Raw genomic sequence first — 14,952 nt, 5'->3', positions numbered from 1 at the left:
CTGGCTCCCTCCGTCACGCCGATCAGGTCCTGGCGCACCTCGATACCGACATGTGCCAGCCCGCGGGGCTCGGCATGAAAGTCCACGGTGAAGTCATGCGGGTGACGACCCGAGTAAGGCTCGTTGTCGCCAACACAGACGCCGTCAACAGCGGCAAGATGCTCCAGCAGGGGCACAGCTATACGCGGATCCTTATCCCACAGCACGCCGATATGCCAGGGCCGCACGACGCGGTCAAAAACAGGCGTACAGCTGTGAATGGAAATTACGGCAGGGGTGATACCCCTGGCGCGCAGCCTGAAGATCTCTTCGGATACCGCATTGTGATAGGGCCAGTAGAACGACTGCACCCGCAACCACTTTTCATCTTCGCTGAGGTTCAGGTTGCCGGGAATGGCGATGCCGTCGCTGACCTTGACGAATGCTGACGGGTCGTACAGCTGCCGGTTGCAATCGACCAGCAGGCGCGAATACCCCGCTAGCACGGCAACCGCATCGAAACGCTCGGCGAGGTACCGGGTAACGTCTGCAGAACCGATGTCCCAGGCAACATGCCGGTCGAGCACCGAGCGGTCGAGACCGAGCCTGCCCATGTGCAGGGGAAACGCGCGGCTGGCATGATCACAGACAAACAGCACGCTGGACTTGCCGTCGCGGTTCAAAACCTCGAAAGGTGGCGGGTCATCCGGACCGATCAGCGGGTATTTTGGTTGTGATTTTTCTATAGCGACAGCTTTCATGTCCACCAACTCGCAAGCCCCCGGGATGGTAGTCAAAAAGACTGGTGCTGAACAGAGCCGGTATCCATCCCGGAACAACCGTCATTATTCCCGCACTCCAGCGGCCTCCGCCCGGCGATACATCACAGTTTTCGGCCACTTGCCGCGCCCTGCGCCCCCGCTGCCCCCAATCGGTTATAGTAGTGGGTTCCCCCTAAAAACATTAACTTGCACGAGGAATTTCAGACGTGTCGACAGTCGTCAAAGGTGAGTTTGCCGCACCCCGCAAGGACGGGGCCGAGAAAGTAAGCGCCGGCCCGGTGCGCGATTTCGCCAGCATGGATATGCGCAATATCAGTCTGGATTCCCCCGATCTGTACCTTAACCGCGAGCTGAGCTGGCTGGGCTTCAATGAGCGAGTCCTGCAGGAAGCCGCCGATGAGCGCACACCGCTGCTGGAGCGCGTCAAGTTCCTGGCCATAGTAAGCGGCAATCTGGACGAGTTTTTCATGAAGCGCATCGGTGGCCTCAAGCGACTCATCGCCTCTGGTCACAGCGAACTGTCTGTCGATGGCCGTACCCCGGCTGAGCAGATCGCCGAATGTCACGCGATGGTGCGCGAGATCCAGCTGCGCCGCGAAGCGATACTGACCCAGGTCAAAAAAGCGCTGGATGAACACGACATCGGCGTCATGCGCTGGACGGAGCTGGGCGGCGACGAGCGCAAGCGTCTGCGCAACCAGTTTGTCCGCGATATTTTCCCGCTCGTCACGCCGCTGGCAATGGACCCGAGCCATCCGTTCCCGTTCATTTCCAACCTGGCGCTGAATCTGCTGGTTACCATGCGCTTTCCGGGAGACGACGAAATTCGCATGGCGCGGGTAAAAGTCCCGGTCGTGCCGTCCGTGGTACCGCGGCTGTTCCACGTTGGCGAGGGCAATCGCTTCGTAACACTCGAAGACATCATGAGCAACAACCTCGACCTGCTGTTTCCGGGCATGAAAATCGAATCATGCGAGCTGTTCCGGGTAACACGCAACGCGATAGTGGAAACCGACCAGTCAGACGCCGACGACCTGCTGGAACAGGTCAAGACCGAACTGGAGGAACGCGACTTCACGCCAATCGTCCGCCTGCAGGTGGAATCCGGAATGGACCCGGTGCACCGCGGCATGCTGACTGCCGAGCTGGGGCTCGAGGACGAGGATGTTTTTGAAGTCGACCACATGATCGCGATGAACGACCTGTTCGAGGTTGCAGCGCTGGATATGCCGGAACTGCACTACACGCCGCATCATCCGGTCGATCATCCGCGACTGGCACAGGATCCGCGAAATATCTTCCATATCATCCGTGATGGCGGCCCGCTGCTGCTCCAGCACCCCTACCACGCATTCAATACATCGGTTGAGCGCTTCCTGCGTACTGCCAGCGAGGACCCGAAAGTGCTCGCTATCAAGATGACGCTTTATCGCACTTCAGCTGAAGGAAATGTCATCCAGTCGCTGATCAACGCAGCACGCAATGACAAGGAAGTAGCGGTACTGGTGGAGCTGAAAGCGCGCTTTGACGAGGAAGCCAACATTGGCTGGGCCCGCCGGCTGGAAGAAGCCGGTATACACGTTACCTACGGCGTAATCGGGCTGAAAACCCATACAAAGATGATCCTTGTGGTGCGCAAGGATTACGACGGTCTGCGCCGCTACACTCACATCGGCACCGGCAACTACCATCCCGGAACGGCTCGTCTGTACGGCGACCTCGGCATGCTGTCATGCGACGATGCGCTGGGTGCCGACCTGACCGAGCTGTTCAACTACATTACCGGCTACTCGCCACCTCGCAGTTACCGCAAGATACTGGCAGCGCCCTATACGCTGAAAAAAGGGCTGCTGGCTAAAATCGAGCGGGAGATTAAAAAACACACGCCGGAAAAGCCCGGGCTCATCCAGCTGAAGACCAATGCGCTGGAAGATGCAGAAATCACCGAGGCGCTGTACCAGGCCGGACAGGCCGGTGTTCGGGTTGACCTGCTGGTACGCGACACCTGCCGCCTGCGCCCCGGGATCCCCGGGTTGTCCGACAATATCCGCGTAGTCAGTACCGTCGGCCGCTTCCTTGAGCACGCCCGTATCTACTATTTTCACAACGGCGGCAAAGAAGAGTACTTTATTGGCTCTGCCGATCTGATGAAACGAAACCTGGATTCACGCGTCGAGGTCGTGGCTCCGGTCGAGTCGAGCGAACTGCGCGAAGAGCTCCGGCTAATGCTCAACGTCCAGCTGGCCGACCGGCGCAGCGCCTGGGAGATGGACGGCAACGGGGTCTACTCGCAACGCCAGCCAACTTCCGAAAAAGACTCCGAGGGCGCCCAGGATGCACTGATTGCAGTGGCAGAGAAACGCTACGCCGCAGTTGCCACGCGCGAACAGAAGAAGGTGCGTAAAAAACTGATCAAGCAGTTTGACAAGCGCCTGAAAAGCGAGAGCGACTAAAGGGGAAGTACACGCGCGAATCGCGCCGGACCGATCGCCGGCGCAGTCGCCTGATGTCTATCGATGGCAAACGAAACACTACAGTTTCTGATTCCAGCCCGTACCCCGGTCGAGTCACTGAAAAGCGAGCTGCTGCAGGAATTTGCGCTGGCGGACGTCGGCGAATCGCAACGACGGCGGCTTTTTTACGACACTTTCGACTGGCGCCTGTTTCGCCACAGTCTGACGCTTGAGGAAGAACAGACTGACCATGGCCGGCGCCTGGTCATGCGTGATCTGGACAGCGGCGCGGTGCAGCGCTGGGTCGACAACGTCGAGATGCCACGCCTTGCGCGCGAGCTCAGCCGCGGACCGTTTCGCGAGCGGCTGCTCGAGCTCACCGCGATGCGTGCGCTGCTGCCGGTCGCGGAGTTGCGCAGTCACACCTATCAGTTGCGGCTGCGCGACAAGGAAGAAAAAACCGTTGCACGCATAGAGCTGGAGCTTGCCGCGCTCAACGGTGATGCTCGCGTGCGGCGACTGCCAAAGCGGTTTCAGGTGCTGCCGGTGCGTGGTCATCCTGAGCACACACGGCAGCTGACTGACTTCGCTGCCGGGAAACTTGCCCTGCCGCCGGCCACCAGCTCCCTCCTGGAAGATGCTCTGGCCGCCATTGGCCAGCAGCCGGCCGGATACAGCAACAAGCCAGCAGTCCAGCTGGACCCGGCTGAACCGGCACAGCATGCAATTCGCAGAATTCTTGCAAGCCAGCTGAAAATCATCGAAATCAACGTGCCCGGCACCTGCCAGTACGTCGACACCGAGCACCTGCACGACCTGCGCGTTGCCGTACGCCGCACGCGCTCGCTGCTGGGACAGTTCAGAAAGGTCCTGCCGGAAGCTGAAACCGCGCCTTTCCGCCAGGAATTTGCCTGGCTCGGCACGATCACCGGCCCATGTCGCGACCTGGATGTTCACCTGCTGGATTTCGACAGCTACCAGGCGCGATTGAAACCATCGATGCAGCCTGCACTGGAGCCGGTACGGCGTTACCTGGTTCGCCAGCACAGCACCGAGCAGCGGCGCCTCAGGGAATGGCTGGCCTCGCCGCGCTTCCGTGCATTGCTGGCAAACTGGCAAAAGTTCATTGATACGCCTGATGACGGCCCGCCTGAGGCCTCGCGCCCTGTCAGGGAGCTGGCGGATGCGAAAATACGGGCGCAGTACCAAACGGTACTGAAACGTGGCCGTTCCATCGGCAACAAGACAGCCGATGCCAAACTGCACAAACTGCGCATCCATACAAAAAAACTGCGCTACCTGACAGAGCTGTTCCGCGAGTTATACCCGGACAAACAAATTACCCGGTTTGTCACGTCACTGAAGCGACTGCAGCAGAATCTCGGCGAGTTTCATGACTACTGCATACAGATAGACGCGCTGGGCGCAATCGCTGACGATATGGCACAGAAAAAGCTTGCCGGTGCGGAAACAATGAAGGCCATAAAGACGCTGACTGGCAAGCTTGAAAAGAGCAAGCGCCAGGCGCGACGCCAGTACGCCGAGATATTCAGCAGCTTCGACGAGGCGAAAAACCGCAAAAAGGCCCGTCAGCTGTTTCACGGGAAAAACAATTGAGAATACTGGCCACTTATAATTTGAAAGGCGGCGTGGGCAAGACGGCTACCGCGGTCAACCTGGCCTGGCTGGCCGCCAGCGAAGGCGCACGAGTGCTGGTGTGGGACATGGATCCACAGGGCGCCGCCAGCTTCTATTTTCGGACCCGGCCAAAGGTCAAAGGCGGCAGCAAGGCGCTGTTGCGCGGCAAGCATGACCTCGACGAGCTGGTGGTCGGTACCGAGTACGACAACCTCGACCTGCTGCCGGCAGACTTCTCCTATCGCCACATGGATGCACACCTGAAGGACCGCAACCGGCCGGTCAAGCAGATGCTGCGTCTGCTACGGCCGCTCAGCGAAAACTACGATTATGTATTTCTCGACTGCGCACCCAGCATCTCGGTTGTGTCAGAAACGGTATTCAAGGTAGCCGATGCATTGCTCATTCCGCTGATTCCGACGACGCTTTCCTTGCGCACTTTTTACCAGATACTCGATTTCCTTGAGCGCAAAAAACTCCGCCACGTGGAGCTGCTGCCGTTTTTCTCCATGGTCGACCGGCGCAAGAAACTGCACAACCAGATTATCGAGGAGCTGCCGGCAAAATGGCCGCGCATGCTGCACACAAAAGTCCCCTATGCCAGCGAAATCGAAAAGATGGGCGTCAATCGCGCTGCGGTGGGCGATTACGCCCGCAGCACTCCGTCGGCTGTTGCCTATCGGGCACTGTGGAACGAGGTCAAGATGCGTCTGGGGCTGGTGTAGCCGGCCACTCGCGGTACGGCGTCTGCGCCAGGGAAACGTTGTAATAGCGCAGGTCGTGTGACACTTCCGCGCCAAGCCACGGGGGCCGTTCAAACCGCTCGTCGACACGATCGAGCTCAATTTCAGCAACCACCAGGCCTGCATTGGCACCGCGGAATTCATCGACTTCCCACAGGTGACCGGCGAAAGTGACAAAGTGACGGGTCTTTTCGACAACGGAACCGGCACAAAGCCCGAGCAGCCGCCCGGCATCGGCAAGCGGGATGGGGTATTCGTACTCGTCACGCACGATATCCAGCGTTGCTGACTTGAAGTTCAGGTTGGCCGCGTCGGTACCGATCCGCACCCGCACTGACACCCGGTCGGTGTTGGCCAGATATCCCTGACGATAATCCGCCGTGCGCTCAACGCCGGCGCGCCAGCTGTCATCGGCAACGAGAAATTTCCGTTCGATTTCCTGTGCCATGCTTGACCCGAGCGTAGCACAGCGATTTCCACGTAGCGTTATACTGGGCGCGCTGGCTACACCGGAGCTACCCCGACATGCTGGAGATTGTCCGCCGCCGCATTGAGGAGAGCCTGTGGAACCCACAGGTAGAGCGCGCGCCGATGGTGCTGCGCCTGCTGGTCCGTGCGGCCCGCTTCCCCTATGCCCTGGTGCGCGATGCGGCCCGCGGCGAGCTTACGCTGCGGGCGATGAGCCTGGTTTACACCACGCTGCTCGCAATCGTGCCGCTGATTGCATTCAGCTTCTCGGTATTGAAGGCGTTCGATTTTCACAAGCAGATTCAGCCCATGCTGTATACGTTCCTGCAGCCACTCGGGCCCCAGGGTATCGAACTGACAGACCAGATTATCCAGTTCGTCGACAATACGCGTGGCGTCGCGCTCGGTTCAGTGGGCCTGGCATTGCTCCTGTACACCGTCATCTCGATGGTACAAAAGATTGAAGAGGCGTTTAATTTCATGTGGCAGGTGCAGCGCACCCGCAGCCTGGGCCGTCGCATCAGTGAATACCTGAGCGTGATCATCATCGCACCGATACTCATGGCCACGGCACTGGGCATGAAGGGCTCTGTGGAAAACACCGCAGTCGCCCAGTGGCTGCTGGGCATCCCGGCTATCAGCGGCACGGCGATCTTCCTCGGCCAGTTCATGCCTTACCTGCTGGTGATACTGGCGTTCAGCTTTATTTATGGCTTTGTCCCCAATACGACGGTAACCATGCGGGCCGCTTTTTTTGGCGGCACGGTCGGCGGTTTGATCTGGAGCCTGGTCGGTGCGGCATTTGCGGCGTTTGTCAGCGCGTCGACCAAGTACCAGGCTATCTATTCCAGCTTTGCCATCCCGCTGCTGGCGCTGATCTGGCTGTATATCAGCTGGCTGGTGGTGTTACTCGGGGCGCGGGTTTCTTACTACTACCAGCACCCGGAATACCTGCGTCGCGGACGCAAGCGCGTCGAGCTGACCAACCGGCTGCGCGAACGGCTGGCGCTCACGCTGATGTACTGCGTTGGCGCGGAGTTTCGCCGCGAGAAACCGCACTGGACAGTCAACACGCTTGCCAGTCATTTCGGCATGCCCGCTGACGATCTTGCCAAAGTTGCCGAGCAGCTGGAAAAACGCGACTTGCTGGTCGCCACTGAAGATGACGTGCTGATGCCGGGGCGCGACACGGAGACCATCGAACTGAGCCAGATACTGGACGCTATCCGGCACGACGCGAGTGAGCGCAATGTGCTGCGCTCCGGTTCGGTCGACGAAGTCGACGCAATTATTGCCGATATCGAGCAGACTGCCGGCGCACATCTTGGCACGCGCAACCTGCGGGACCTGATCGAAAAGGATACTGCCGGCTAGGCGCCTGCGATCGTCATCTGTTCAAGCAGCATGGAGCCGCAGCGCACCCGGCCGCGCGCGTCGACATCATCACCCACCGCCACGATGTTGCGAAACATGTCGCGCAGGTTGCCGGCGATGGTGATCTCGTGAACCGGAAAACTGATCTTGCCGTCCTCGACCCAGAAACCAGCCGCACCGCGCGAGTAATCGCCCGTCACGGCGTTGACCCCCTGCCCCATCAGCTCACCGATCAGCAAGCCGCTGCCCATCTGCTGCATCAGCTCCGCAAGACCGCCACTGGTTGAAGGTTTTACCAGGAGGTTGTGGATGCCACCGGCATTGCCGGTAGTCTGCAGGCCGAGTTTGCGCGCCGAATAGCTGCTCAGTATGTAGCCTTGGGCGACGCCGTCTGCGACCAGCTCCCGGTCCTGTGTTGCCACCCCTTCGTTGTCCATCGGCCGGCTGCCCGGTGCCCGCAGCAGGTGCGGCCGCTCTGACAGCTGCATGAACTCCGGAAATACCTGCTGCCCGGCAATGTCGAGCAAAAAGCTGGCCTGGCGGTACTGAACGGTGCCGCGAACCGCGGCCAGGTAATGCCCGATCATCCCCCGCGCCAGTTCAGGAGGAAACAGTACCGGTGCGGTAACGGTATCGATCTTGCGTGCACCCAGCCGCCGCACCGTTCGCTCGCCGGCTTGACGGCCAATCTCCGCCGGCGTCAGCAAATCGTCGTGACAGCGCGCGCTGTCGTACCAGTAGTCACGCTCCATGCCGGCATCGTCGCTGGCCACTACGGCGCAGCTTATGCTGTGGCTGGTCGACGGGTAACCACCGAGAAATCCATGGCTGTTGCCATAAACCCGGACACCCTGGTGACTGTTGATGCTGGCGCCCTCCGAGTTTGTAATGCGCTTGTCGACGTCGCGCGCCGACTGCTCACACTCGATAGCCAGTTCGATAGCCCGTTCCGGCGCCAGTTCCCACGGATGCGACAGGTCGAGATCCGGCAGGTCTGCAGCCATCAGCTGTGCATCGGCCAGCCCGGCACAGGGATCTTCTGCCGTGTAGCGTGCGATGCTGACAGCTTTGGCAACTGTTTGTTCGAGCGCTTCGGCCGACAGGTCCGCACTGCTTGCCGACGCCTTGCGCTGGCCAAAATAAACCGTGACACCCACGCCACGGTCGCTGTGATATTCCAGCGTTTCGACGTCACCCAGACGCGCCGTCACGCTCAGGCCGGTCTCGGCGCTGACGGCGGCTTCGGCCTGGCTGGCACCGTGTTGCACTGCCAGATCCAGCACACGGCGCACGGCCTGTTCCAGCTCCTGCTCGCTGAAACTGGCGGTTGTAAGGTTTTGATCGTTCAATGAAGTTGCCTGTATTTCCGGGTGCGGGCATTCTAACGCATCACGATTGCCACGTATCGACGCTCAATGACCAACAAATTGCTGCTGTGCCTGCCGTTGCTGCTGCTGGCCGGCTGCCCGGTCAACGAAACCCGGGATGTTAGTGAAGAAATGCCCATGCCAGCCAACCAGGATCAAAAAACCACCACCGTTGTACCTGCCGAGCTGCTGCAAAAGATCCGCGCCGATCTCGCTGAACGCAGCGGAACAGACCGCGGCATCAGCGTGCAGCTTGCTGAGGCGGTCGTATACAACGATGGCTCACTCGGTTGCCCCGAGCCCGGCATGATGTACACGCAGGCACTGGTCAACGGCTATCGGGTGGTGCTGCAACAGGATGGACAGCAGTTCGATTACCGCGCCAGTGAGCGCGGCTACTTCCGGCTGTGCCAGAACGGCAAGCCGCCGCGTGGCCGCGATCCGCGCATCTAGGAGCGCCGTTTTGCCGCACGATCCGAAGCCACTGCCGGCCGACAAGCCCAGCAAGACACAGCTGAAGCGCGAGATGCTCGAGCTGCAGCAGCTCGGCGAGCACCTGATTGCCCTTGGTGACTCGGAACTGGCCGCAATACCCGTACCGGCAAACCTGCTCGAAGCGATACACGACGCGCGCAAAATGAAAAAGCATGGGGCGCTTTATCGCCAGAAACAGTTCATCGGCAAGCTGATGCGTGACATAGACGCCGAGCCAATTCGTCAGGCGCTGGCAAAAATCCAGGACCGCGCGCGTGCCACTGCAGCGCGTTTTCACACCGTGGAGAGCTGGCGTGACCGCCTGGTGCATGAAGGCGATGCAGCATTTGCACTGCTGCTGGAAAAATACCCACAGGCCGACCGTCAACACCTGCGCAGGCTGATGCGCGATGCGGCGGCCGAGCGGGCGAAAAACAAGCCACCGAAAGCGGCACGCCAGCTGTTCCGCTACCTCAATGAACTGATGGAATAGCGTTGGTACAATGGGCCGATGAAAGTACTCGTCGGCATAATCATGGGCTCACAGAGCGACTGGGGCACCATGCAGAAAGCAGCAGAGACGCTGGAGCAACTCGGTATCGCTTTTGAGACCCGCATTGTATCCGCGCATCGCACGCCCGACCTGCTGTTTGAATACTGCGAAAATGCCCGCAGCCGGGGCCTGGAAGTGATCATTGCCGGCGCCGGTGGCGCAGCGCACCTGCCGGGCATGGCGGCGGCAAAAACTTCGTTGCCGGTACTGGGTGTGCCGGTGAAATCCAAAGCACTCAATGGCATCGATTCACTGCTGTCGATAGCGCAGATGCCGCGCGGTATCCCGGTCGGTACGCTGGCCATTGGCGATGCCGGCGCGGCCAATGCTGGCCTGCTGGCTGCGGCAATACTGTCGATCAAATACCCCGAGGTGCGCGAAGCGCTGGAAAGTTTCCGCAACGACCAGACCCGCAAGGTACTGGATAACCCCGAACCCGGCGCAAAGTGAATATTGGCATCATCGGCGCCGGCCAGCTTGGCCGTATGCTGGCATTGGCCGGTTATCCGCTTGGCTCACGCTTCCGCTTTCTCGATCGCAGTGAAGACGCGCCCGGTGCCCAGGTCGGCAGCATCGTACTCGGCAGCTTTGACGATGCAGAAAAACTGGCTGAGCTTGCCGCCAGCGTCGACCTGATGACATTTGATGTCGAGAACGTACCGGCGGATTTGCTGCACGAAATTGCCGCTACCGTTCCGTTCCTGCCGCCGGTCGCAGCTCTGGAGACCACCCAGGATCGGCGCAGTGAAAAACAGCTGTTTGCCGCGCTCGACATCCCTACCCCGCGCTCGCATGCGGTCGGCAGCGAGGAACAGCTCGACAGCGCGGTGGCCGACCTGGGGCTGCCGGCAGTATTGAAAACCCGCCGGCTTGGCTATGACGGCCGCGGCCAGGTGGTGCTGCGATCCGCAGACCAGGTCGCGCCGGCCTGGCAGCAGCTTGGTGGCGTGGCACTGATACTCGAACAGTTCGTGCCCTTCGAACAGGAAGTGTCGATTATAGGAGCACGCAACACGCGTGGCGAGGCGGCGTTTTACCCGCTGACTCACAACGTGCACGAAAACGGGATACTGCGCCACTCGCTGGCACCGTATCTCGACGAGCACTTGCAGCGCGCTGCCGAAGACTACCTGCACCGTCTGTTTGATCGCTTCGACTACGCCGGAATTTTAACTATCGAGTTTTTTGTTGTTGACGGGAAACTGGTAGCCAACGAAATTGCACCGCGCGTGCACAACTCCGGCCACTGGACCATCGAGGGCGCAGTGACCAGCCAGTTCGAAAACCATATCCGCGCGATCCGCGGCCTGCCGCTGGGGGACACGACAGCGCGCGGTCACACTGCGATGGTGAATTTCCTCGGCCAGTTGCCGCCGCTCGAACCCGTGTTGTCGATCGCCGGCGCGCATTACCATGATTATGGTAAACAGCCCCGGCCGGGGCGCAAACTGGGGCACTGCACGGTCACTGCAGCCACGGCTGAACAGCGCGATGCTGCCGTCGCGCAGCTGGCAACGCTTACCGGCTGAAACGCCTATTCGATGACCGGCACGCCGTGGCTGATTGCCAGCACGCCGCTGCGTACCACCGACAAGACCGCGTCCACACCTGGATAACCACCCACCTCATCGAGCAGCGAGTCGATCCTCGCGCCGCCGGCAGTCACCTCGACGGTATAGCTGTCGGGACGATCGTCCAGCACGTTTGCCCGCAGCGCCGTGAAACGCTCCGCCAGCGCCTCGTCCGGTTTTTCGTCCAGGCGCAGCTTCAGCAGCAGCAGCTCACGCTCCATGTGATCGCCACTGGTCATGTCGGCCAGGTCCACGACATCGACGAGCTTCAGCAACTGGTTGCAGATCTGCTGGATTACGGCATCCGACCCGGTGGTGACGAGGGTGAGCCGCGAGACCGTATGATCCTGCGTCGGTGCGACATGCAGCGACTCGATGTTGTAGCCGCGTGATGAGAACAGGCCCGCCACCCGGGTCAGGGCACCGGCCTCGTTTTGCAGGAACAGCGATATGGTATGCCGCATCAGAAAAATTCCCGGTAATCTGTGGACTTGAGTGGGTTTTCGTTGGTAGGGTTAATGTCGATGCTGCGGTGCAGAATCCCCGACATTAATAGAGTGGGCCAGCCGAAGCAAGATGAATGAATTTTGCCTGCGGAGCCACCGCCAGCTCCCGCCCGGCCCTGGATCCGATGACGACCGATGTACAAAAGCCACCAGCCAATCCCTGACCTGGTTCACCCGCGCGCCGGGCAGACACTGTCAGGCGCCGAAACCATTGTGCAGATTCTTGCCGATGAAAATGTCGATTGCGTTTTTGCCTACAGCGGCGGCGCGATCCTGCCCACCTTTGATGCCCTGTTTCGCTTTAATGCCGAAGTGGCGCCGGACGCAAAGGATTTGCGCGAAACGCCCCTGCCACTGATTGTGCCTGCCAATGAGCAGGGCGCGACGTTCATGGCTTCTGGTTATGCGCGCGCCAGCGGCAAAGTCGGCGTGGCCATGGTGACGTCCGGCCCCGGCGCCACAAACACCGTAACGCCGGTGCGCGACTGCATGGCGGACTCTGTTCCTATCGTCGTAATCTGCGGGCAGGTGCCAACGCAGGCCATTGGCACCGATGCATTCCAGGAAGCGCCGGTCAGCAGCATCATGGGCGCGGCCTGCAAACACGTGTTTCTGGTAACCGACCCGACAAAGCTCGAAGCGACCGTGCGCACGGCCTTTGAAATCGCCCGCACCGGGCGGCCCGGCCCGGTTGTGATCGATATCCCGAAGGACGTGCAGAACTGGGAAGGCAAGTTCCAGGGCACCGGGCGCCTGGCGGTGCCGGGCTATCGCCAGCGTATGTACAAACTACGCAAGAGCGAGCTGGACGATCCGGAGGCCAGGGCCTTTTTTGACCTGCTCGGCAAAGCGCGCCGGCCGCTGATTTATGCCGGCGGCGGCGTCATCAATGGCAATGCCGCCGAGCCACTGCGCCGTTTTGCCGAACGCTTCGGCGTGCCGGCGGTTACCACTCTGATGGGAATCGGCGCCATCGACACGCAGTCACCGCTGAGCATGCACATGCTGGGCATGCACGGCACAGCGTATGCCAACTATGCCGTCGATGATTGTGATTTCCTTATTTCGGTTGGCGCGCGGTTCGACGACCGCGTTGCCGGCGTGCCCGACCAGTTTGCCCCAAAAGCACGCGCCGTCGCCCACTTCGATATCGATGCCACGGAGATAGGCAAGGTCAAGCCGGTTGACTGGCATCACGTCGGTAATCTTGAACCTGCCCTCGACAAGCTGGTTGCGTACGGCCAGCGCAGCGGCTTTGCGGCCGACTACACCGACTGGCATCGCCACCTGGAGCAGCTACGCACCCGCTACCGCATGAACTTTGACCGCGACAGCGAACTGATCCAGCCCTATTACGTTATCGAAGAGATCAACCGCATCACCAACGGCGACGCCATTGTCAGCACCGGTGTCGGACAGCACCAGATGTGGGCCGCACAGTATTTTGACTTCAGACAGCCGCGGCAGTGGCTGACGTCCGGCAGTATGGGCACGATGGGATTCGGCCTGCCCGCTGCCATCGGCGCACAGTTCGCCCAACCGGACCGCCTGGTAATCGACATCGACGGCGACGGCAGCATGCGCATGAACCTCGGCGAGCTGGAGACCGCTACAACCTATAACCTGCCAATAAAAGTCGTCGTCATGAATAACTACGGCGACGGCATGGTGAAACAGTGGCAGCGGCTGTTCTTCAAAGGCCGGCTGGCCGCCAGCGACAAGTCACTGCACAAAAAGAACTTCGTCAAAGCGGCACAGGCAGACGGCTTCGAATACGCCGTGCGCCTCGACCGCAAGGAAGACGTGCCGCGCGTCGTGAGCGAGTTCATCGACTACGACGGGCCGGCATTCCTGGAAGTGATCATTGATCCCGACGCCTGCGTCTACCCCATGGTGGGACCGGGCCTGAGCTATAAGGAGATGGTCACCGGTCCGCACATTGCCTGCCGCGACGAGCAGGATGGCGACGACCAGGACGCAGGAATCGACGAATCCAGCATGTTCTGACCTGTTTGATATTTCGCACAAAAAAACGAGACCCCGGAGCACACATGAAGATTTACAAGGACACTGACATCGACGCAGCGGCGCTGGCCGGCGCCCGCATCGCCATTATTGGTTACGGCAGCCAGGGCCGCGCGCACGCACTGAATCTGCAAGACAGCGGTCACGATGTGGTGGTTGGCGTGCGCCGTGACGGGGCCGGCTGGAAACAGGCACAACAGGATGGCCTCGAGGTGGCCGAGCCACCGGCGGCAGTTGCCGGCGCGAAACTGGTTGCCATCCTGATACCCGATACCGCCCAGCCCGATCTGTACGCAACGATCGCGCCAGAATTGGCGGCCGGCACTACGCTGCTGTTCGCTCATGGCTTCAACATCCACTTTGGCGAAATCGTTCCCGATGCCTCGCTCGACGTCGTGATGATCGCGCCCAAAGGCCCCGGCGGCCTGGTACGCCGCCAGTACGAACAGGGTCGTGGTGTGCCGTGCCTGGTGGCGGTACACCAGGATGCCACCGGCGAGGGCAAGGCGCGTGCCCTGGCTTATGCGCAGGGCCTCGGTGGTGGACGTGGCGGCGTACTGGAAACCACGTTCAAGGAAGAAACTGAAACCGACCTGTTCGGCGAGCAGGCCGTGCTGTGTGGCGGCGCCACCGAACTGATCGTCAAAGGATTTGAGGTGCTGACCGAGGCCGGCTATCAGCCCGAGGTCGCCTATTTCGAAGTCATGCACGAGCTCAAGCTGATCGTCGACCTGCTGCACGAGGGCGGGCTGGCAAAGATGCACAAGTACATCAGCGAAACCGCAGCCTGGGGTGATATGACCAGCGGGCCGCGTGTCGTCAATGAGGACAGCGTTGCTGCCATGCGCGCCGTGCTGCAGGACATCCAGGATGGCACCTTTGCCCGCCGCTGGATCGACGAAAACAAGGCCGGTCAGCCCGAATACAAGAAGCTGATGCAGCAGGACACCAGCCACCCCATCGAGCAGGTGGGCACAAAACTCCGCGCACAAATGCCCTGGCTCGAATCCGACTAAGGC

14 protein-coding genes are annotated in these 14,952 nt (G+C 60.6%); 10 read left to right on the top strand and 4 right to left on the bottom strand.

The genetic code is table 11. The features are described 5' to 3' along the window. On the bottom strand, positions 1 to 740 hold a 740-nt coding region (locus tag HKN06_14870; GenBank protein ID NNF62591.1), incomplete at its 3' end, for an N-formylglutamate amidohydrolase. A gap of 317 nt (positions 741 to 1,057) precedes the next feature. Here HKN06_14870 and ppk1 point away from each other — a divergent pair. From ppk1 to HKN06_14855, 3 genes are all read left to right on the top strand, one after another. Then, positions 1,058 to 3,214 carry a polyphosphate kinase 1 gene (gene ppk1 / locus HKN06_14865; protein ID NNF62590.1) on the top strand — a complete coding sequence of 719 codons (2,157 nt, stop codon included), beginning with the start codon at positions 1,058 to 1,060 and terminating at the stop codon, positions 3,212 to 3,214. A gap of 63 nt (positions 3,215 to 3,277) precedes the next feature. Then, a complete protein-coding gene (locus HKN06_14860; protein ID NNF62589.1) occupies positions 3,278 to 4,831 on the top strand; it encodes a CHAD domain-containing protein in 1,554 nt (517 codons plus the stop codon). After that, the gene (locus HKN06_14855) at positions 4,828 to 5,577 is read left to right on the top strand and encodes a ParA family protein (protein ID NNF62588.1); all 750 of its coding nucleotides are present in this window, start codon (positions 4,828 to 4,830) and stop codon (positions 5,575 to 5,577) included. Before HKN06_14860 ends, HKN06_14855 begins: the two co-directional genes overlap by 4 nt. Here HKN06_14855 and HKN06_14850 read toward each other — a convergent pair. Beyond that, positions 5,552 to 6,043 (bottom strand): CYTH domain-containing protein, encoded by a 492-nt coding sequence (locus HKN06_14850; GenBank protein ID NNF62587.1) that lies wholly within the window; start codon positions 6,041 to 6,043, stop codon positions 5,552 to 5,554. The two genes, HKN06_14855 and HKN06_14850, sit on opposite strands and share 26 nt — an antisense overlap. A 77-nt stretch (positions 6,044 to 6,120) precedes the next feature. Here HKN06_14850 and HKN06_14845 point away from each other — a divergent pair, with 77 nt between their 5' ends. Continuing rightward, complete coding sequence (locus HKN06_14845; GenBank protein ID NNF62586.1) at positions 6,121 to 7,437, top strand: YihY/virulence factor BrkB family protein; 1,317 nt, start codon at positions 6,121 to 6,123, stop codon at positions 7,435 to 7,437. On the opposite strand, the gene pmbA is transcribed toward HKN06_14845, so the two are convergent. Then, a complete protein-coding gene (gene pmbA / locus HKN06_14840) occupies positions 7,434 to 8,741 on the bottom strand; it encodes a metalloprotease PmbA (GenBank protein NNF62585.1) in 1,308 nt (435 codons plus the stop codon). The genes HKN06_14845 and pmbA overlap by 4 nt on opposite strands. Positions 8,742 to 8,852: 111 nt before the next feature. Here pmbA and HKN06_14835 point away from each other — a divergent pair, with 111 nt between their 5' ends. From HKN06_14835 to HKN06_14820, 4 genes are read left to right on the top strand one after another with little or no spacing between them, the layout of a single operon-like run. Next, positions 8,853 to 9,257 carry a hypothetical protein gene (locus HKN06_14835; GenBank protein ID NNF62584.1) on the top strand — a complete coding sequence of 135 codons (405 nt, stop codon included), beginning with the start codon at positions 8,853 to 8,855 and terminating at the stop codon, positions 9,255 to 9,257. Further along, positions 9,163 to 9,771 (top strand): DUF615 domain-containing protein, encoded by a 609-nt coding sequence (locus HKN06_14830; GenBank protein NNF62583.1) that lies wholly within the window; start codon positions 9,163 to 9,165, stop codon positions 9,769 to 9,771. The genes HKN06_14835 and HKN06_14830 overlap by 95 nt, the downstream gene beginning before the upstream one ends. 18 nt (positions 9,772 to 9,789) lie before the next feature. Continuing rightward, the gene (gene purE, locus HKN06_14825; GenBank protein ID NNF62582.1) at positions 9,790 to 10,281 is read left to right on the top strand and encodes a 5-(carboxyamino)imidazole ribonucleotide mutase; all 492 of its coding nucleotides are present in this window, start codon (positions 9,790 to 9,792) and stop codon (positions 10,279 to 10,281) included. Then, positions 10,278 to 11,360 carry a 5-(carboxyamino)imidazole ribonucleotide synthase gene (locus HKN06_14820; protein NNF62581.1) on the top strand — a complete coding sequence of 361 codons (1,083 nt, stop codon included), beginning with the start codon at positions 10,278 to 10,280 and terminating at the stop codon, positions 11,358 to 11,360. The genes purE and HKN06_14820 overlap by 4 nt, the downstream gene beginning before the upstream one ends. Positions 11,361 to 11,365: 5 nt before the next feature. Here the strand turns inward: HKN06_14820 and ilvN are convergent, their stop codons facing one another. Beyond that, positions 11,366 to 11,866, bottom strand: coding sequence for an acetolactate synthase small subunit (gene ilvN, locus HKN06_14815; protein ID NNF62580.1), 501 nt, complete (start codon positions 11,864 to 11,866; stop codon positions 11,366 to 11,368). Between the two features lie 177 nt (positions 11,867 to 12,043). Between ilvN and ilvB the strand changes: the two genes are divergently transcribed. Together ilvB and ilvC are read left to right on the top strand one after the other, a co-directional pair. Continuing rightward, positions 12,044 to 13,915, top strand: coding sequence for a biosynthetic-type acetolactate synthase large subunit (gene ilvB / locus HKN06_14810; protein NNF62579.1), 1,872 nt, complete (start codon positions 12,044 to 12,046; stop codon positions 13,913 to 13,915). Positions 13,916 to 13,959: 44 nt separating this feature from the next. Then, complete coding sequence (ilvC, locus tag HKN06_14805) at positions 13,960 to 14,949, top strand: ketol-acid reductoisomerase (GenBank protein NNF62578.1); 990 nt, start codon at positions 13,960 to 13,962, stop codon at positions 14,947 to 14,949. Positions 14,950 to 14,952: the final 3 nt, after the last annotated feature.

The sequence above is a fragment of the Gammaproteobacteria bacterium genome, assembly GCA_013003425.1.
Lineage (GTDB): Bacteria > Pseudomonadota > Gammaproteobacteria > Steroidobacterales > JABDKV01 > JABDJB01.
This window is presented reverse-complemented; position numbering and strand designations above follow the sequence as displayed.